Source organism: Deltaproteobacteria bacterium GWC2_55_46 (assembly GCA_001595385.3).
Lineage (GTDB): Bacteria > Desulfobacterota > GWC2-55-46 > GWC2-55-46 > GWC2-55-46 > UBA5799.
This window is the reverse complement of record LVEI03000001.1, coordinates 445,835-465,751: the sequence shown is the minus strand read 5'-3', so window position 1 is coordinate 465,751 and position 19,917 is coordinate 445,835. Positions and strand designations below refer to the sequence as shown.

The following is a 19,917-nucleotide window of genomic DNA, read 5'->3' as shown; positions in this document are numbered from 1 at the left end:
TATAATAAAAGCTGGAGGTCGTCTGTGAAAAAGCTCTCTTTTTTGTTCGCGTTCATGTTGGTGCTCTTTACCGGTTCCATGGCTTTCGCTGTCGTCGATATCGAGGGAAGGTACTGGTTTACAGACCTCGACGGCACGGTCAAGGTAACTGAAGGCGGGACAAGCGGAACGGAGATAGACTTAACCGACGACCTCGGGGTCGAGGACGATGATTTTCTGGATGCAAGGATAACCCTTGAGCTGGGGAGCCACAAGATAAGGTACGGGTATATGCCGCTAAAATGGAACGGCAGCAAGACCACTACCCAGAACATAGTCTTTAACGGCGAGACCTACTCGGCCTCGACCGATGTTCAATCCGAGCTTAAGATGGGCTATCACCGGCTTGGATACGAGTACGATTTCATCGATACGCTCAACAACCGCCTGGGTGTGATATTCGAGATAAAGTACTTTGACGGAGAGGCGAGCCTCACGGCCCCGTCAGCCGGCCTCGATGAGACCGAGAGCTTCAAGGCGCCGATACCCACGGTCGGCATAGCGGCCCAGGTCGGGCTTCCATTCCTCCTGAGCGTCGGGGGAGAGGTCACGGGCATGGGCATCGGAAGCGAGGCTTATATCATCGATGGCGAGGCGATGGTGAACCTGAAGCCAGCGCCGTTTGTTGTGATATCCGGCGGCTACAGGATCTTTAAGCTCCACCTTGAAAGCGACGACGACCTCGCGGACCTGACCGTAAAGGGGCCCTTCGTGATGCTCAGGGCTGATTTTTAACAGGCATGAATCAAGTCCATCCGCGTCGTTGGCTCCAGAAGCCAGCCATTGCGGCGTACATAATGAGTACGCCTCATTCTCGCTTCCCGATTTAATTGGGGCCTCGCATATGGTTTTTTAAGCAGCCTGAACAAACTCTGTGTTTTTTTAGCCCGGCTAAACTGTTATTGGCTGGGGCCTGGTCAAACAGGCCCCAGCGCCTTGGATGAGGCATAAAGATATAAAGCCAAAGCCCATATAGCCTTACTCGTACAGTCCATCAAAAGCGACCCCTGAGATTTTTCCTCCTGATCACTTTTAATCACCATCCAAGAAAGATTCTTGACTAGGCATCAATATAGGTGTAATTATTGAGTAAATTTTAATAGGCTAAATCTCTAAAACGTACTCATTCAAGGATGGCTCATTATGAAGGCGGGGCCGCGGGATGCGTTGTATAATTGGAAAAGGGCTGTAATATGGCAAGGTTGGCCGGGGAAGGCGGTATGGGCGTCAAGGAGGCGAATTTGAATAATCTGAAGGAAGGCAGGGATATATTATGAAACCGCGTATCCTTGCCGTTGACGATGACGAGCGGAACCTGGCGCTCCTGTCTGCCAAGCTCGACAGGGATGGCTATGAGCTGGCCACTGCCAGAAACGGTATCGAGGCCTTGCAGCAGGTGACCAGCTTTCATCCGGACCTCATAATAATGGACGTGATGATGCCCCGGATGGACGGGTACGAGGCCTTGCGCCACCTTAAGTCAAGGGAAGAGACGAGGTACATACCTGTCATAATGCTCACAGGAAGGGCAGAGGTAGAGGACAAGGTGCTGGGTTTTGAGGTCGGGGCCGAGGACTATATAAACAAGCCTTACAGCCTCCTGGAGGTCTCAGCGAGGGTCAAATCCCTTTTGAGGATGCGGGCGCTGCAGACAAAACTCAGGGAGACCGAGAAGGTCGCCGCCCTTGGCGAGATGGTCGACGGCATAGCACACGAGATAAGGAACCCGCTTACGGCGATCGGAGGCATAGCGAGGCGCCTTTTTGAGCACGAGACAGAACCGCAGCACAGGGAGTACGCCCAATGGATAATAAAGTCCGTTGAGAGGCTTGAACGGATGATCGAAAGGATCGACGAGTACAAAAGGATCCTCGTATCTACCCTCGTAAAAGGGGATTTAAACAAGGTAGTTGCTGAAGCCACAAACGAAATAAGGGAATTTATCGAAGGGCAGGGGAAGACTATCGAGGTACGGCAGAACCTTATGCCAGACGCGCCGCCGGTGAACTACGACTATGGGAATATGAAGATGGCGCTCTTCAATATCCTCCAGAACTCGGTCGAGGCGATAGAGACAAACGGGGTCATAACGGTTGAGACGGCGCCGGTGGCCGATGAGACGCTCATTATCAGGATAACCGACAACGGAGTCGGGATGACAAAGGAAGAGGTAAGGAAGATATTCAACCCGTTTCAGTCGACCAAGTTCGAGGGCGCTGGCATGGGCCTTACCATAACTTACCGGATAATCCAGGACCACGGTGGTGAGATAGAGGTGGATAGCGCCAAGGACAAGGGCACTGTCGTGACAGTAAGGCTCCACCCGGCAAGGTGATAGATAGTCCTTTGATTTTAAATAGTTAGAATAGTATCTTTAAGGAAGTTCTCATCATCTTTTCCAGGGTAGTCCATGTTGTAATGAAGGCCCCTGGACTCCTTCCTCATCCTGGCCGACTTTATGATAAGCTCGGCTACGGTGGCGATGTTCCTCAGTTCCACGAGGTTGTTGGTGATGGTAAAATCCCAGTAATACTCGTTTATCTCGTTCTTTAAAAGCGATATCCTCCTGTCGGCCCGTTCAAGTCTTCTGTCCGAGCGGACGATCCCGACGTAGTTCCACATGAACCGCCTTATCTCGTCCCAGTTCTGGGTGATCACAACCGCCTCGTCGCTCACTATAGCCCCGCCTGTCTGCCACCGCGGTATCAGAGGCACTTCGTCTTTGTCGGCCTTTATCATGAGGCTCGCGTGGGCTGAGGCCCTGTCAGCGAAGACAAGGGCCTCAAGGAGCGAGTTGGAGGCGAGGCGGTTGGCCCCGTGAAGTCCGGTCCAGGCGACCTCGCCTATGGCGTAGAGCCTCCCGACGCTTGTCCTGCCGTTGTTGTCGGTCTTCAAGCCGCCGCAGGTGTAATGGGCTGCCGGGACTACCGGGATGGGCTCTTTGGTCATGTCAAAGCCGAACTCAAGGCACTTTTTGTAGAGGTTCGGGAAGCGGGCGCGGACGAAATCGGCCGGCTTGCCGCTTATGTCCAGGTAGACGCAGTCGTCCCCGCTCTTTTTTAGCTCGTAGTCTATAGCCCTCGCTACTATGTCCCTCGGGGCAAGGTCTGCCATCTGGTGGTGCGTCTTCATGAAAGGCGTGCCGTCCTTGAGGCGCAGCACCCCGCCTTCTCCGCGTACCGCCTCTGATATGAGGAAGCTCTTGGCCCTTGGATGGTAAAGGCAGGTCGGGTGGAACTGGATGAACTCCATGTTGGCGACCTCCGCGCCAACGCGGTAGCCCATTGCAAGCCCATCGCCTGTGGCTATGTCAGGGTTGCTGGTATAGAGATAGACCTTGCCTGCCCCTCCCGTGGCCAGCACTGTGGCCCTTGCGAGGAAGGTAGAGACCTCTCCCGTGCCCTTATCGAGGACATAGGCGCCCCAGACCGCCTCTTTGCCAGACGGGGAGACGAATTTTGAATGCGGTATGAGGTCTATGGCTATATGCTCTTCGTAGACTGTTATGCCAGTGTGCGCCCTTACCGCCGCTACAAGCGCGTTTTCGACCGCCCTGCCTGTAAGGTCCTCGGCGTGGACGATCCTTCGCTTGGAATGGCCGCCCTCCTTGCCGAGGTCGAGCTCATGGCCGTTCTCTTGCCTGATGGAGAACTTGACCCCGAGCGCAATGAGGTCCTGTATCCTCGCCGGGCCGTCCCGTACCACCAGCTCTGCTATATCTCTGTCGCAGAGGCCGGCCCCCGCGTAAAGCGTGTCTTTTATGTGCGCGTCAAAGGTGTCCTCGGCGCTTATAACGGACGCTATCCCGCCCTGGGCATAGTAGGTGGCGGATTCGCTCAAACCCCGCTTGGTCACAAGCGCGACGCTGCCTGACGAGGCCGCCTTGAGGGCGAACGTTAGCCCGGCGATGCCGCTGCCTATGATGAGAAAATCAGACTTTGTCTCCAAAATGCTCCTGACGCTCAAGGCTGCCTCTAAAGATTGTTCTTTTTCCTGATCGCTACGTCAGGGCAAAAATAAAAATGCTCACATATTATTGTATATGCTGCGCTTTTTATTCCCGCCCTTCCTTGGCCTCAGAAAAAATACCTGATTTTTAGAGATAGCCTGAAAAAAAAATTAAATATTTCCTGTGACTTTTACGATATGAATACCGGGAATTTCAGAGTATGATAAGAGACGCTATTTGTCAATTTTCAAATTGAGAGACTCAGCTAATGAAGAGAAAAAACTTGCCCTTTCCACTTTGCCGGTATAGAATATTTGAGGTATTCTGCCGGTTTGAGCGTGATTCTCAACGTAACGATGAGAAGTCTACCGCTAATACAGGCCTGCTAAACAGGCAAAGACAGAATATGACCAGACCGTTTTTTCTCATTCTGATAATTATAGCGGCGCTCGCCTTGCCAGCGGTTGTCAGGGCTGATTTCTTCCAGTACACCGACGAGGAAGGCACTATCCATATCACCAACGTGCCGACCTCCGCGAAGTACAGGTGGATGATGGTGGAGAGGAGGCCGTCGCTGCTCTCTCCCATGAACCCTGCCTACAAGAAGGTCTCCAGGCAGAAGTTCGATGATATGATAAGGAGCACCTCGCAGAGGTACGGCATAGACCCGACCCTCGTTAAGGCCATCGTGAAGGCAGAATCCGACTTCGACCATACGGCTGTATCCAGCAAGGGCGCGAGGGGGCTCATGCAGCTTATGCCTAAAACGGCCTCCAGGATGGGGGTCAAGAACATCCATGACCCGGAGGAGAACGTGGAAGGAGGCATAAAGTACCTGAGCAAGCTCCTTACCATGTTCAACTGGCAGGTGCCGTTGGCGGTAGCGGCTTATAACGCTGGAGAGAACGCCGTCTTGAGGTATGGTACCATCCCCCCATATGCCGAGACACAGACTTACGTAAAAAGGGTCCTCCGTTACTATGACCAATACAGCGCAGGGACCCAATAGGCCTTTATGCGCAACGGAACAGAGCCCCGCTGGAACCTTCCCAACAGCATCTCTCTTATCAGGATAGTTACAGCCCCGGTATTTGTTTTGATGCTTCTTTCGCCCGGCAAGGGCATGAGCCTCGCCTCTGCCGTCTTCTTCGCGCTCGTATGCACGACAGACTGGCTCGACGGATATGTGGCGAGAAAGAGGGGGATCGTCACTTCGCTCGGCAAGTTCCTCGACCCGCTCGCCGACAAGCTCCTCATCACTACCGCTTTCATAATGCTCATTCCGCTCGGCAGGGTGCCTGCCTGGGTGGTCGCCCTCATGATAGGAAGGGAGATAGCTGTAACGGGGCTCCGCGCCATAGCCTCTGACGCGGGTGTTGTCATAGCTGCAAGCCGCCTTGGAAAGTTCAAGACGATATCCCAGATAGTCTGCCTTGTCCCGCTCCTTGTCCACTACACCTATTACGGCTTTGACTTCCATCTTGCCGGCGCCATACTGCTCTCCGTCGCGTTCATACTGACCATGTGGTCAGGTATCGATTATTTCATCGGGTTTTTCAGGGCTGAAAAGGCCGCTGAAAATTGACAAGTCAGCAGTTCGTCGATAGAATTCCCACAGCGACATCGTCCTTGGCCTCTTCCCCGCAAACCCTCAAAAACCCCTGACAGGAGCGTAGCTCCCCAGTATGCGTATCAACCTTACCAAAAGGTTTACCCTTTACATAGGGACTATCCTTATCGCCGGCCTGCTGGCGCTTATGTACGTTGACCGGTGGTCGAGCTCGACGCTCCTTGAGGAGGTGGCGCTCGGAGAGGCCGGTAAACTTTCCGCGGCCATCTTCGAACAGCTTCATATCTCCATGCGCCTCGGCGGAGGCCGCGCCGAGAACAAGGCTATCATAGAAAGGTACAGGCAGCTGCCTGGCATCGAGGATTTACGGGTCATGCACGGCGAAGCGATAGACAGGCAGTATGGCGTCGAATTGGACGAGGGCCCGGTCGATGAGATTGACAGGATGGCATTGGCAGGCAAGGGGTCGACCGGGATATACGAGGTAGAAAAGGGCTATATGGTGGCGCGCAGCGTAAGGCCCGTCTTCGCTGAGCGGGGGTGCTTGAGCTGCCACAGGGCCAGGGAGGGCGAGGTCCTGGGGGCTGTCTCTGTAGCCGTTTCGCTTTACGTGTCGCTCAAGGGATATGAAGAGATAATAGCATCGCATAACCTGGAGTTCCTCTTGTTGGGAGGGGGCATACTGCTGGCTATCTCTTTAGCCGTGCTCGCGCTCGTCCACAGGCGCATGCTTGCCCCGCTTGCCAGGTTAAAAGAAGCCGCCGAGTCGCTCTCGGAGGGCAGGCTCGATTTCAGGGTGGGGATCAAGACCGGGGACGAGCTTGAGCTGGTCGGCGAGGCCTTCGACAGGATGGCCGACACACTGTTGAGAAGTACCTCCGAGATCAGGGACTTGAGTGAGAAGTACTCGAAGCTCGTCAATGCGGCAACCGACGTCATCGTGCTCATCGACCTCGATACCATGAAATATGTAGAGGCCAACCCTGCCGCTTCCCGCCTCCTCGGTTACTCGAGGGAAGAGCTCCTCGGGTTATCTCCGGAGAGCCTCTACGAGGCCCCTGCCATAGCCGATTACAGGGAGGCGGTCTCAAGGTGGACAGCCGAAGGCAAAGGCTACCTGCATGAAGCGCTGGTCAGGAGAAAGGACGGATCTACGGTGCCGGTAGAGGTCGCCGCATCGGTCCTGGAGTTAAAGGACAGGAAGTGCGTACAGGAGATATGGAGGGACATATCAGAGAGAAAGGGCTTTGAGGAGACGATTAGAAGGCACGTTCAGGAGCTTGAGGGGACCGTTCAAAAAAGGACCTCCGAGCTTGACAGGTCCCTAAGAGATCTTGTAGAGGCGTACGGAAGGCTTCAGCTTTCCGAGCAGAGGCTCATCCAGTCGGCAAAGCTCGTAAGCCTCGGCGAGATGGGGGCGGGGATCGCCCATGAGCTCAACAGCCCCCTTGCCGGCATCCTCTCCATAACAGAGGTGCTCATGTCCAGGCTCGGCAAGGAGAACCCAAGCTACTTCCTGCTCGATAAGATAAAGGACGCGGCCGTGAGGTCGAAGTACATAATACTCGACATGCTCACCTATTCCAGGCCGTCGAAGGCCGGCTTTGCCCCGATGTTCCTGAACGAGGCCGTAAGGGGCACGCTCACCATATTCACCTCTGAGATAAAGACCAGGGGCATAGAGATAGTGGAGCAGTTCGACAGAGAGCTGCCGCAGGTCTTGGGCAACAAGGGGCAGATAATGGAGGTAATACTCAACATACTCAAGAACGCGAGGGACGCCATAGGCGGAAGCGGCAGTATATTCATCAAGACGCTGGTGACGGAAGACAATGGCAACAGGTATTCGACGGCGGAGTTCCGTGACACGGGCCCAGGGGTGCCCCCGGATATCAGGGATAAGATATTCGACCCGTTCTTTACGACAAAGGAGAAGGGAGGCGGGCACAATATCGGGCTTGGCCTTTCCATCTCGCAGAGCATAATAAAGGAGCACGGCGGGAAGATCTCGGTCGAAGAGCACCCTTGCGGCGGGGCTGTCTTCAGGATATCCCTCCCTGTTCACAAGGGGGAGTGAACAGGCCCGCGGCGGGGTCAAGCAAGCAGACATGCAATGGTCCTATTTTCCATTGCATGTCGACAATTCCCCGCGCTCTTCCGCGGAGCTTCAAATGTTTTTCAAGGTATCGTGATAGATGCCGATATAAAAGGAGGCTGGTTTATGGCCCAAATGGCGAAAAAGGTCCTCATCGTGGACGACGAGGAGACTGTCGGCATAGGCATGTCAGAGATGCTCAAGGACGCGGGGTTTGAGGCAAGCTACGCTACATCCGGGAGCGAGGCGCTTCAGAAGCTTGAAACTGCTGATTATTCCTTGATATTCCTGGACATGGTGATGCCGGCCATGAGCGGCCTGGAGACGTTCAGGCAGATCAGGAAGAGGAAGCCAGGCGCTAAGGTTGTGCTCTTTACAGGCTATTTCAAGGATGCGGACAAGGCTATCTTCGAGGGGGTAAAAGAGGGGATGATAGACGTCTACATCAGGAAGCCCTTTTTCTCCGAGGAAATAGTAAACACCGCAGTAAAATACGCCTGAATGTGCCCGGAAAGCCCTTAATCTCCTTTATTTTCGGGCCGTTAGCGCCAATATCTGACGGCCTATTTACCTTGACATCAGGGACTTAATTTAATACGATACTAACGACAATTTTTGTCACTCAAACTATCAGGGACGATGACAGACAGGATAGGCGAGCTTCTTCTAAGGGAAAGACTCATCACGCCGGAGCAGCTGAAGAAGGCGATAGATGAGCAGAAAAAGAGCGGGGGAAGGCTTGGCTTTAACCTCGCGAAGCTCGGCTATATTACCGAAAAGGACCTCACCTCTTTTTTAAGCAGGCAGTACGGTATCCCCACCATTGACCTTTCCGTCCAGGAAGTAGACCACGAGATAGTAAAGCTCATCCCTGAGGACGTTGCCCAGAAATACCAGGTAATACCGGTCACCAGGACCGGCTCTACACTGGTCGTCGCGATGGCCGACCCCTCGAATATATTCGCCATAGACGACATAAAGTTCCTCACTGGCTATAACGTCGAGCCGCTTGTGGCCTCTGACACCGCCATAAAGAGCGCCATCGAGAAGTATTACGAGACCCCTGAGATGGGCCTCGAAGGGGTGCTCACGGAGTTCGACGAGGGCGAGATGGAGGTCATCAAGGAAGAGGAAGAGGTAGACCTCTCGGACCTCAAGAAGGCGGTAGAGGACGCGCCTGTTGTAAAGCTCGTCAACCTCATCCTGACCGACGCCATAAAAAAGGGCGCGAGCGACATACACATCGAGCCTTACGAAAAGCACTTCCGCGTACGGTACAGGATAGACGGCGTCCTGATGGAGGTGATGAAGCCTCCCATGAAGCTCAAGAACGCGATAGTCTCCAGGATAAAGATAATGAGCAACCTGGACATCGCCGAGAGGAGGCTCCCGCAGGACGGCAGGATAAAGCTCAAGCTCTCGAAGAACAAGGAGATGGACTACAGGGTCTCGGTCCTTCCCACCCTTTTTGGCGAGAAGGTCTGCTGCAGGCTCCTCGATAAAGCGAACCTCCAGCTCGACATGACCAAGCTCGGATTCGAGGAGAAGGCATTAAAAGACTTCATGGGTGCCATTCACAGGCCTTGGGGCATCGTGCTGGTAACGGGCCCCACCGGAAGCGGAAAGACTACTACGCTCTACTCGGCGTTGTCCGAGCTTAACAAGATAAGCGAGAACATATCCACGGCTGAAGACCCGGTCGAGTTCAACCTCATGGGCATCAACCAGGTCCAGATGCATGAGGACATCGGGCTTAACTTCGCGGCGTCATTGAGGAGTTTCCTGCGTCAGGACCCGGACATCATAATGGTCGGAGAGGTAAGGGACTACGAAACTGCCGAGATAGCGATAAAGGCGGCCCTTACCGGCCACCTGGTGCTTTCCACCCTCCATACCAACGACGCGCCCTCGACTGTAAACAGGCTGCTTAACATGGGCATAGAGCCTTTCCTCGTATCGTCGTCATGCAACCTCATATTGGCGCAGAGGCTTGCCAGGAAGATCTGCAAGGACTGCAGGGTAAAGGCACCGATAGCTGAAAAGGTGCTCCTTGACCTGGGTGTCACGCCAGAGGAGGCCAAAAAAATGGAGATATGCAAGGGGAACGGCTGCGCCACGTGCGGAGGGAGCGGCTACAAGGGCAGGATCGCCCTCTACGAGGTAATGCCGTTTACCGATACGATAAAAGACCTGGTCCTTAACGGGGCCTCCTCGGTCGAGATAAAGAGGGCGGCCATAAAAGACGGGATGAAGAGCTTGAGGATGAGCGGCGTGACCAAGGCTGGCGAGGGTGTCACGACTCTCGAAGAGGTCTTGAGGGTGACCATGGCCGACTGAGGCCGGGACTTTATTGCGGCCTTGTAACTTTTGTCCTTACGCCGGAGCGCTTTATTATCTAAGATTTTCAGGTAGACTGCGTAAGAACGTGCAACTTAAGGGGGAGAGGTTCATGGCGGTTGAAGGCAATAAATACAATATTCAGGAGCTTCTGCGGGTGATGATCGACCAGGGCGGAAGCGATTTGCATATAACGGCTGGCTCGCCTCCGAGGATAAGGCTTCACGGCAAACTGGCCCCGATGAGCACCCCGGCGTTAACAGGCATTGAATCAAAGCAGCTCTGCTACTCCATTCTGACAGACGCCCAGAAGCATAAGTTCGAAGAGGAAAACGAGCTGGATTTCTCATTCGGCATCAAGGGCCTCTCCCGTTTCAGGGGCAACCTCTTCGTCCAGAGGGGCACCGTGGCCGGCGCCTTCAGGACCATCCCCTTTAAGATCATGTCCTTCCAGGAGCTTGGCCTTCCGCCCATAATGGAAGACCTTTCGAAGAAGCCGCGCGGCCTCGTACTCGTCACTGGCCCCACCGGGAGCGGCAAGTCCACGACGCTCGCGTCAATCATAGACAAGATAAACACCGAAAGGGCAGAGCACATAATAACCGTCGAGGACCCTATAGAGTACCTCCATAACTCCAAGATGGCGCTCGTGAACCAGAGGGAGGTCGGGTACGACACGCACGCCTTCAAAAAGGCGTTGAAGTATATCCTCAGGCAGGACCCGGACGTGGTGCTCCTCGGAGAGCTAAGGGACATGGAGACCATCGAGACCGCGCTCACCATCGCCGAGACGGGCCACCTTTGTTTCGCGACCCTTCACACCAACTCATGCGTGCAGACCATAAACAGGATCGTGGACGTATTTCCCGCTGACCAGCAGCCGCAGGTAAGGGCGCAGCTCTCCTTCGTCCTCGAAGGGGTGCTCTCGCAGCTATTGATACCCAGGGCTGACGGCAAGGGCAGGGTCATATCGCTCGAGGTGATGGTGCCGAACGCCGCCATAAGGAACCTCATCAGGGAGGACAAGATACACCAGATTTACTCGCAGATGCAGGTTGGCCAGGCAAAGTTCGGGATGCAGACCATGAACCAGAGCCTCATGAGCCTTTACTCCAGGAGGCTTATTACCCTCGAGGAGGCCCTCGGGAGGAGCCAGGAGCCTGATGAGCTCCGCCAGATGCTCGTTAACGCTGGCGTGTTGAGGACCGGCGCGCCAACAGGGAGGACGATGTAAGCCATGCCTATTTTCGTCTACAGCGGCAGGACACTCAGCGGGGATGGGAAAAAGGGGGAAATAGAGGCGGCGAGCCTCGCCCAGGCAACCGCTGCCTTGAGGCGCCAGCAGATAATGCCCGCCTCCATCTCGCAGAAGAAGGCGGGGTTCGCGCTCTCCGATATAAAGATACCCGGCCTTGGCAAGGGCGTCAAGACAAAGGACATAGTCATCTTCAGCCGCCAGTTCGCCACGATGATAGACGCCGGCCTCCCGCTCGTGCAGTGCCTTGATATCCTCGCGAGCCAGCAGGAGAACGCCGAGTTCAAGAAGGTCCTCCTCGACGTGAAATCCTCTGTAGAAGGCGGCTCGACATTCGCCGACGCGCTCAAGAAGCACCCGAAGGTATTCGACGACCTTTACGTCAACCTCATAGCCGCCGGAGAGATCGGCGGCATCCTCGATACCATACTTAACAGGCTATCGTCCTTCCTTGAGAAATCCGAGAAGCTCAAGGGCAAGGTAAAGAGCGCGATGACCTACCCGACCGCGGTCATCGTCATAGCCTCGCTTGTAGTAAGCGGCCTGCTTCTCTGGGTCGTCCCCATATTCGAGGATATGTTCTCCGGCTTCGGCCAGGCCCTGCCGGCGCCGACCCAGATGGTCGTCAAGATGAGCAACGTACTTAAGTCCTACTGGTACGCCATCATCGCCACCGGCGTAGGCATAGGAGTTGGTCTCAACAGGGCCTATAAGACCCCCAAGGGGCGCAGGGTCATGGACAAGACCTTCCTTAAGCTCCCGGTGCTTGGCGACCTCATAAGAAAGACCGCCGTCGCCAGGTTCACGAGGACGCTCGGCACGATGCTCTCAAGCGGAGTGCCTATACTCGAAGGGCTTGAGATAGTCTCCAAGACCGCCGGGAACGTCATCATAGAAGAGGCGGTCCTCAAGGCGCGCACCTCGCTCAGCCAGGGCAAGACCCTTGCCGACCCGCTTATGGAGACAAAGGTCTTCCCCGGCATGGTGACCCAGATGATAGCTGTGGGAGAGTCAACCGGCGCGCTAGATACCATGCTCACGAAGATAGCGGACTTTTACGAAGAGGAGGTCGACCAGGCCGTCGAGGCGCTGACCTCCCTTATCGAGCCATTGCTGATGGCCTTCCTCGGCATCGTCGTCGGAGGCCTTGTCATAGCGCTCTATCTCCCGATATTCCAGATAGCCGGCGCAGCCGGAAGCTAAGGGCCAGGATGCAGGCATACCCCCAGAAGGTCCTCAGGGCCAGGCTCCTGGCCATGATGATATTGAGGGTGGTGCTTGCCCTTGCCTTCCTGGGCGTTACCGCATGGTTCCAGGTAAGGGAGTTCTCCTTTTCGAGGGTGAACTTCTTCCCGCTCTACGTCATCGTGGCCGCGGTAGGCTTCCTCACCATTCTCTATGCCCTGCTACTCAACAGGGTCAGGAACCTCAAACTCTTTACTTACGCGCAGCTTACCGTCGATATAGCCCTCGCCACGATAATCGTCTATATAACCGGCGGCACTGAAAGCTATCTGCCAGCCCTCTATCCACTTACCGTTATCGGGGCCGCGATACTCCTTAACAAGCGCGGAGGCTTCTACGCGGCCTCCGTCTCCAGCATCGCCTACGGGGTCCTCATCGACATGGACTTCTACAGGATGCTGCCGATAAAACACAAGCTCATAAGCGCCCCTTTCGCCCCGGCGTGGGAAGACGTCTTCATGACCGTCTCCACGAACATACTCGCCTTCTTTACGGTCGCTTACCTCGCGGGGTACCTCGCCGAGAGGACGGCAAAGGTCGAAAGGGAGCTTGAGGAGAAGGGGATCGACTACGAACGGCTCGAGGCGCTGAACAGGCAGATAGTGGAGAACATCACGAGCGGCATAATGACGCTTGACGACAGGATGCGCATAACGTCCTTCAACCGCGAGGCCGAGAACGTCACCGGCTATACCCTCCGGGAGGTCTATTACAGGGGCGTAGAGGAGATATTCCCGGGCATGCTCGGCAAGGGGTTTGAGTACGCCATGAGCGGGGTCAGGGTCGAGGAGAAGTTCAGGAAGAAGACAGGGGAGGAGATATACCTGGGCTTTACCATATCGCAGGGGCAGGGCGGTGACGTTGACAGCATAATAATATTCCAGGACCTCACGCGGCTCCGTGAGATGGAGGAGGCGCTCCAGAGGGACGAGAGGATGAAGGCCCTCGGAGAGCTTTCAGTAGGCATAGCCCACGAGATAAGGAACCCGCTCGCCTCGATAAGCGGCTCGATACAGATGCTCAGGCAGGATAGCGACCCCACCGGCGACGACAGGAGGCTCATGGACATAATACTCCGTGAGACCGACCGGCTGAACCTGCTTATAACCGACTACCTCCTTTTCGCCAAGCCCGCCAGAGAGCCTCGCGAGACAGTCGACCTTTCGGCCATAATAAACGAGACCGTAAAGGTCTTCAGGAACTGCCCTGAGGCGTCGCGGATAAGCATAGAGACGCATGTAAGCGACAGCTTCCGGCTCCACGGAGACCCCAGGCAGCTGGGGCAGGTCTTCTGGAACCTCTTCGTGAACGCGGCCCACGCGATGGAGGCGGGCGGGCGGCTTACTGTCTCTACAGGCTATACCACGAAAGGCGGCATCTTGCATGACAAGGACGGGGCCGGCTTCGTCGAGGTGACGGTGGCTGACACTGGGGCCGGTATCAGGCCAGCGGACATAAAGAAGATATTCGACCCGTTCTTTTCCACGAAGGACAGGGGCACCGGCCTTGGCCTCGCTATAGTCCACAGGATAATACAGAGCCATAACGGCTTTATAGAGGTTTTAAGCGTTTCTGGCAATGGGGCTACGTTCAGGATATTGCTCCCTATCGAGGAGCGGGCAGTTCTTACTTAGCGGGTTACTATGAGCAAACAGCGTATAATAATAGTTGACGACGAAAAGGACATGAGGGACTTCCTTGAGATAATGCTCAGGAAGGAAGGGTATGACGCGTTGGGGGTGGAATCGGCCCCTGTCGCCCTCGAAGAGATAAAGAGCCGCGGGGCCGACCTCGTCATCTCTGACGTAAGGATGCCCGTGATGGGCGGGGTGGACTTCCTTAAGGCCATGAAGGAAATGGACCCCGAAGCCCTCGTCGTGATGATAACCGCCTACGCCTCCGTTGAGACGGCCATCGACGCGATGAAGGCTGGCGCTTACGATTATTTCACCAAGCCCTTCAATATAGACGAGGTAAAGTTCACCGTAAGGAAGGCGCTGGAGCTTAAGAGGCTGGAGCGCGAGAACAGGCTCCTCAAAAACGAGCTTAAATCCAGGCTCGGCTTCTCCAATATCATAGGCACAAGCCCGAGGATGGCCGAGGTCTACTCTCTCATAATGAGCGTTGCCAAGACAAGGACCAACGTCTTCATAAGCGGGGAGAGCGGCACCGGGAAAGAGCTTATCGCCAGGGCCATACACAACGAGAGCGACAGGAAGGATAGGCCTTTCGTTGCGGTCAATTGCGGGGCGATACCTGAAAACCTCCTTGAAAGCGAGCTCTTCGGCCATGTGAGGGGGGCTTTTACCGGCGCCGTGGCCAGCAGGGAAGGGCTTGCGGAGCAGGCCGACGGCGGGACCCTCTTCCTCGATGAGATAACCGAGCTGCCGCTGCATCTGCAGGTGAAGCTCCTGCGTTTCATACAGGAGAGGAGCTTCAGGCGTGTCGGCGGGGGCAACGACATAAGCGTCGATATAAGGCTTGTCGCCGCGTCAAACAGGGATGTCGAATCAGAGGTAAAGGCGGGGAGGTTCCGTGAAGACCTCTTCTACAGGCTAAACGTCATAAGGATCGCCATGCCGCCTCTCAGGGAGCGCAAGGAGGATATCCCACACCTTTGCAGGCATTTTTTAGAGAAGTACAACAAGGCACTTGCCAAGGACGTAAAAAAGATATCTGAAGAGGCCATGCGCTCTCTTATGGACTATGATTATTCAGGCAACGTCAGGGAGCTTGAAAATATCATCGAGCGCTCTGTTACCCTTGAAGAGGGTACAGAGGCGGCCCTTGAAAGTCTGCCGGACCATCTGAGGGCGCCTCAGCCGTCTCTTCCGGCGCTCTCCGTCGTGCCTGTCGGCGCGCAGGGCCTTGGCGTCCCTGATGGAGGGATGGACCTTGAAAAGACCGTCGAGGATTTTGAAAAGGCGATAATAACCGATGCCCTCAAGAAAGCGGGTGGAGTAAAGAAAAGGGCCGCGGAGCTTCTTGGTCTCTCTTTCAGGTCGATGAGATACAAGCTCAGCAAGTATGCCATCCATGAGGACTGAGCAGATATCAGGATAAGATCGTCGCCCCTGGCTATAAGACCAACATTCAGACGGTCCTGTTGCTAAATCTCTCATTAGCGTTTTTTTGACATAAAATGTCATCTTGACTGACAAAAATTGTTACTTCTTCGGAGCTTGATTTCGTATGATTTTTGTAAGTTGTTGAATTTAAAGTACTTTGCTTATTGGCACGCCAGATGCATTATTAAAGAATCAAGATAATTGTTGTAAAGTTCCCATCTGTTTTTCCGAAATGTATGTAAATATCACTCAAAGGCCGAAAGGAGGAAACAAAATGCTGCAACAGTTCGCAAGGAAGATCAAGAGGGAAGATGGCTTCACGCTGGTCGAGCTTCTGATAGTCGTCGCTATCATAGCCATACTGGCGGCGATAGCCATCCCGCAGTTCTCAGCCTACAGGAAGAGGGGTTATGCCGCTACCCTCAACTCTGACGCCAAGAACGCCTACACGGCCGCGATGGCTTACCTCTCGGATAGCCCAGAGGGGACTTCCGATTGTGCAGTCGCCGCTGAAGTTCCCGGCTATCAGGCTTCAGCTAGCGTGACCTGCACCGGCACAATAGACGCCTCCGCTGGTGTCTTTACGATTGCCGCGCCTGCCGCGTGGGACGTGACCGACGCCACAATCAGCAACGTGGGTACGCTTACCAAGTCGTCCCCGAACCCGTAATAAGGGCTTAACGCCTGAACGGAAGAGAGAATAGAGGGACCCACGGGTCCCTCTATTCATTTAAGCTTAGCCTCAAGCCCTGAAAAGATATGACCAGGCAGATGAACAGACGTAACGTGGCTCTTGCGGCAGCTGGTGCCGCATTGCTGGCCTTTGTTGCCTATCTCCCGTCCCTGGGAAGCGCCTTCGTCAACTGGGACGACGGCCTCTACATCTACGATAACCCTATGATGGGCGCCATCGATCTCTCCTTCATAAAGTGGGCGTTCACCACGAACGATGCCGCCAACTGGCACCCGCTCACATGGATCTCCTATTCCCTTGACTATACTGTCGGCGGAAAAGACCCGTTCGTCTACCATCTTACCAATGTCATCCTTCACGCGGCCAATGCGGCCCTCGTCCTGGTCCTTACGATAATGCTTGCCAGGATTGCCGGGCTTCCCGGCCTCAGGAGTATGATCGCCGCAGTAGTCGCCGCCGCGCTCTTCGCCATACATCCTCTGCACGTGGAGTCTGTTGCGTGGGTCTCGGAGAGGAAGGATGTGCTCTATGGCCTCTTTTTTCTTTCAAGCCTCATATTCTATTTAAGATATAACGAATCTTTCAATTCAAGGAGGAAGCTCTTTTACGCCATCTCGATCGTATTATTTACGCTTGCCTTGATGAGCAAACCTATGGCGATGACCCTTCCTCTCGTTCTCCTTATACTCGATTATTATCCCCTTGAGAGGATAAAGGGGCTCAAGCACGATATCTCGGCCTTACTTTATGCAAAGATACCATTCTTCGTCATTAGCGTATTTTCTGCCACCGCGACGATAATCGCCCAGGACGATAGCGGGGCTATGGTCCCGCTTGAGGTGACGCCTCTGCCGGCTCGCCTGCTTGTAGCTGTAAAGAGCTATGTCTTCTATCTCTGGAAGCTCATCTGGCCCTCCGGCCTCGCCCCGTTCTATCCGTACCCGGGTGTGGAGGAGGTTTACGGGTTTGAGTACATATCAGCAGCCATTCTGTTCGTCGCCATATCGGCGCTATGCCTTTATCGGTCTAAGATACTCGCTTCGGTATGGATTTATTTCATATTGACACTCATCCCTGTCATTGGCTTAGTTCACGTGGGCGCGCAGTCTGCCGCTGACAGGTACATGTATCTTCCAAGCCTCGGCTTTTTTATCCTGGCAGGGGCGGCTCTGGCCTTTTTCTACGCCCGGTTGCATGCTCGTGCGCTAAAAAATATGACTGCTGCAACGGCGCTGCTGGCTTTTGGCGCGCTTTTGGTCCTGACCGTAAACCAACAGCGCGTATGGAAGGACTCTGTCTCCTTATGGACGCATGAGATAGGGCTATTCCCATCGCTGCCAAAGGCCTACCTCTACAGGGGGAGCGCTTTTCAGTCGTCAGGTGAGTACGCTGCAGCTGTGGAAGACCTAAAGAGAGCGATAAGCTTGAATCCGCTATACTCAAAGGCATATAACGAGCTGGGGATCGTCTATGGCGTACAGGGCAGGCTGGACGATTCTGTCCAGGAGTTCAGCAGGGCGATATCCCTCGACCCTTTCTTTGATAGAGCCTACAATAACAGGGGTTTTACCTATTACAAGGCGGGGAAGTTCGACCTGGCCATAGATGATTTCAACAGGGCGGTCAAGGCGGACCCTAAAAACGGCGGGGCATATTATAATATGGCTATGGCTTACATGAAAGCAGGGGACCAGGCAAAGGCCGATATAAGCCTCAGGCAGGCAAGGGCTTTAGGCGTGGCGGAACCCTTACGGAGCGAGTGATGAGAAGCATTGGTGGCATGCACGGACAGGACAGGGGCTTTACGCTGGTAGAGCTGCTGCTTGTGGTCGCTATACTGGCGATACTGGCGGCGATAGCGGTCCCCAGGTTCCAGGCCTACATCCAGAGCGCCACGAGGCTCAGCATGCTATCGGACGCCAAGAACACTGTCATAATGGAAGAGAACTACAAGACAGAGAACCAGACCTATGTTGTCATCCCGTCGATGACCGGCCCCGCTACATTCGCCATTGGGCTCAATTCGGTGAGCGCGAGCAGGGATAATACGCTCGAAGTAACGGCAGGCGGCACAGGTGTCTCGGACTCTTTCGTGGTCACTGTGGAGAACTCGAACGCCGGGCCAGGAAAATCCCCTCTCACATGGATAAGCCCAAGCGCCTGCACCTGGGCTGACGGCAGCCACTGTTGAAAAAACAAACCCCTCTTTTCTAAAGAGGGGCAGTGGAGATTTTTTTTGATAGCCGATTGGTAATCCCCCTCACTCCCCCTTTAGGAAAGGGGGAAGCGCATAAAAAAACCCCTCTTTTCTAAAGAGGGGCAGGGGAGATTACATGTTTTCGTATATAGTCTCTATCACACTTTCGATGTTCGATAATACGTCGACATCTGAAAACCTTATGACCTTAAACCCCTGTTTTTCGATATAAGCATCTCTGATTTTATCTTTTCTTAATCCCTCTTCAGTGTAGTGTTGCCCACCATCAACCTCAATGATTAGCTTTGCATTAGGGCAGTAGAAATCCACGATGTAATCGCCGATTATCTTTTGCCTGTAGACCTGTTTCCCCTTCAGTTGCCTGTTTCTCAATCGTGACCATAGCAGTTTTTCAGTCTCGGTCGGGTTATTCCTGAGTTCGCGTGCATATTTCTTCAGACGGATATTGTAATAGACCATAGAAGGAACTCGGCCGATTGGTAATCCCCCTCAGTCCCCCTTTAGGAAAGGGGGAAGATCACATTGGTCCCCTTTAGAAAAGGGGGTTTACGTGGTCGTCTCGTAAAGGTTCTTGACCTTGAACCCGCCCGGTATCTCCTTTATATCGACGGAAGTGTGGCCGAACTGTTGAAAGCGGTTGGTCTTGACCTTTATGTCGCAGGGGTTGCACCTGCCGTAAGCCTCGCATACGTGGTAGATGTCCTCAAGCGAGTAATCAGGGTCGGTGATGTTGCCTATCGGTTCCCTGCCTTCGTATAGGTCGCTGTGGCATTTGTAGACCCCGCCGCCGCAACCCATGATGAGCTCCGTGGTCTTGCAAAGCACGGTCTCTTCGAAGGTCTTGTCACACGCCCCCTCGTACTTGAAGGTCCCGTACATCTGCCCCTCGTACTCGCCGAGGAACTCCTTGAAGCGGAAGTCAATCCCTGACTTGACGCACTTCTCCTGCGCCTCCCTCACTATCTTGTCCTGAGAGGGGTGCAGCACCCCCCAGATGCCGATGGAGAAGCCGGCGTCCTGCATGCGGAGGACTTTCTTGACGAGAGGGTCGAGCTCCATCTGCTCCGGGTGGTAGCTCACCCTTATCGAGGCGTAAGGGGCGTTCCGGCGGAGCCTGTTCGGGTCGACCTCTTTTATGAACCTTTCGATGTCGAACTGCAGATTGGTGAGGATGTCGATGTGCAGCTCGGGCTTCAGGTTGTTTATTATGTATATGAAGTCCTTGTGCAGGCTCGGCTCGCCGCCCTGCAGCGTGAGCGGCAAGTCGTCCCTGGAGATTATCCTGTTGAGCCCCCTGACCCACTCCTCGCCTGTCAGGTGCTTTTTCGTAAACCCGTCCTTGCCGTAGTGGTTTATGCAGTAGCTGCACTTCAGGTTGCAGGCCAGCGTCAGGAAGGCGGCTATGTAATTGTAATGCTCCGGTATCTTTATCGGCTTGAGTTCCATC

17 protein-coding genes are annotated in these 19,917 nt (G+C 54.5%); 14 read left to right on the top strand and 3 right to left on the bottom strand.

Translation table 11 applies throughout. From position 1 onward, the window contains the following. Positions 1–24 precede the first annotated feature (24 nt). Both A2V21_302200 and A2V21_302195 read left to right on the top strand, forming a co-directional pair. Complete coding sequence (locus tag A2V21_302200) at positions 25–774, top strand: hypothetical protein (GenBank protein OIJ73177.1); 750 nt, start codon at positions 25–27, stop codon at positions 772–774. A 538-nt stretch (positions 775–1,312) separates the two neighbouring features. Beyond that, complete coding sequence (locus A2V21_302195) at positions 1,313–2,374, top strand: hypothetical protein (protein ID OIJ73176.1); 1,062 nt, start codon at positions 1,313–1,315, stop codon at positions 2,372–2,374. A 17-nt stretch (positions 2,375–2,391) separates the two neighbouring features. Here A2V21_302195 and A2V21_302190 read toward each other — a convergent pair whose 3' ends face one another. Then, the gene (locus A2V21_302190) at positions 2,392–3,987 is read right to left on the bottom strand and encodes an L-aspartate oxidase (GenBank protein OIJ75012.1); all 1,596 of its coding nucleotides are present in this window, start codon (positions 3,985–3,987) and stop codon (positions 2,392–2,394) included. A gap of 407 nt (positions 3,988–4,394) precedes the next feature. Here A2V21_302190 and A2V21_302185 point away from each other — a divergent pair, with 407 nt between their 5' ends. The 12 genes from A2V21_302185 to A2V21_302130 all read left to right on the top strand — a co-directional run bounded on the left by A2V21_302185 (position 4,395) and on the right by A2V21_302130 (position 18,443). Continuing rightward, positions 4,395–4,997 (top strand): hypothetical protein, encoded by a 603-nt coding sequence (locus A2V21_302185; GenBank protein OIJ73175.1) that lies wholly within the window; start codon positions 4,395–4,397, stop codon positions 4,995–4,997. 6 nt (positions 4,998–5,003) lie between these two features. Next, the gene (locus tag A2V21_302180; GenBank protein ID OIJ73174.1) at positions 5,004–5,573 is read left to right on the top strand and encodes a CDP-diacylglycerol--glycerol-3-phosphate 3-phosphatidyltransferase; all 570 of its coding nucleotides are present in this window, start codon (positions 5,004–5,006) and stop codon (positions 5,571–5,573) included. Between the two features lie 100 nt (positions 5,574–5,673). Next, complete coding sequence (locus A2V21_302175; GenBank protein ID OIJ73173.1) at positions 5,674–7,635, top strand: hypothetical protein; 1,962 nt, start codon at positions 5,674–5,676, stop codon at positions 7,633–7,635. 144 nt (positions 7,636–7,779) lie between these two features. Then, positions 7,780–8,154, top strand: coding sequence for a hypothetical protein (locus A2V21_302170; GenBank protein OIJ73172.1), 375 nt, complete (start codon positions 7,780–7,782; stop codon positions 8,152–8,154). A 138-nt stretch (positions 8,155–8,292) separates the two neighbouring features. Continuing rightward, on the top strand, positions 8,293–9,990 hold the full coding sequence (locus A2V21_302165; GenBank protein ID OIJ73171.1) for a type IV-A pilus assembly ATPase PilB: 1,698 nt from the start codon (positions 8,293–8,295) through the stop codon (positions 9,988–9,990). Between the two features lie 112 nt (positions 9,991–10,102). Beyond that, the gene (locus tag A2V21_302160) at positions 10,103–11,224 is read left to right on the top strand and encodes a type IV pili twitching motility protein PilT (protein ID OIJ73170.1); all 1,122 of its coding nucleotides are present in this window, start codon (positions 10,103–10,105) and stop codon (positions 11,222–11,224) included. Positions 11,225–11,227: 3 nt separating this feature from the next. Next, the gene (locus A2V21_302155) at positions 11,228–12,448 is read left to right on the top strand and encodes a pilus assembly protein PilC (protein ID OIJ73169.1); all 1,221 of its coding nucleotides are present in this window, start codon (positions 11,228–11,230) and stop codon (positions 12,446–12,448) included. Positions 12,449–12,456: 8 nt separating this feature from the next. Further along, positions 12,457–14,124, top strand: coding sequence for a hypothetical protein (locus A2V21_302150; protein OIJ73168.1), 1,668 nt, complete (start codon positions 12,457–12,459; stop codon positions 14,122–14,124). A gap of 9 nt (positions 14,125–14,133) precedes the next feature. Then, positions 14,134–15,537 (top strand): Fis family transcriptional regulator, encoded by a 1,404-nt coding sequence (locus A2V21_302145; protein ID OIJ73167.1) that lies wholly within the window; start codon positions 14,134–14,136, stop codon positions 15,535–15,537. Between the two features lie 295 nt (positions 15,538–15,832). After that, positions 15,833–16,228, top strand: coding sequence for a hypothetical protein (locus tag A2V21_302140; protein OIJ73166.1), 396 nt, complete (start codon positions 15,833–15,835; stop codon positions 16,226–16,228). Between the two features lie 89 nt (positions 16,229–16,317). Beyond that, positions 16,318–18,015 carry a hypothetical protein gene (locus A2V21_302135; protein OIJ73165.1) on the top strand — a complete coding sequence of 566 codons (1,698 nt, stop codon included), beginning with the start codon at positions 16,318–16,320 and terminating at the stop codon, positions 18,013–18,015. A 17-nt stretch (positions 18,016–18,032) separates the two neighbouring features. After that, positions 18,033–18,443: a hypothetical protein gene (locus A2V21_302130; GenBank protein ID OIJ73164.1), complete on the top strand. Its 411-nt coding sequence runs from the start codon at positions 18,033–18,035 to the stop codon at positions 18,441–18,443. A gap of 138 nt (positions 18,444–18,581) precedes the next feature. On the opposite strand, the gene A2V21_302125 is transcribed toward A2V21_302130, so the two are convergent. Both A2V21_302125 and A2V21_302120 read right to left on the bottom strand, forming a co-directional pair. After that, positions 18,582–18,929 (bottom strand): hypothetical protein, encoded by a 348-nt coding sequence (locus tag A2V21_302125; protein ID OIJ73163.1) that lies wholly within the window; start codon positions 18,927–18,929, stop codon positions 18,582–18,584. An 87-nt stretch (positions 18,930–19,016) separates the two neighbouring features. After that, entirely contained in the window at positions 19,017–19,916 is a 900-nt protein-coding gene (locus A2V21_302120; protein ID OIJ73162.1) for a hypothetical protein, read from the bottom strand. Between the last annotated feature and the right edge of the window lies 1 nt (position 19,917).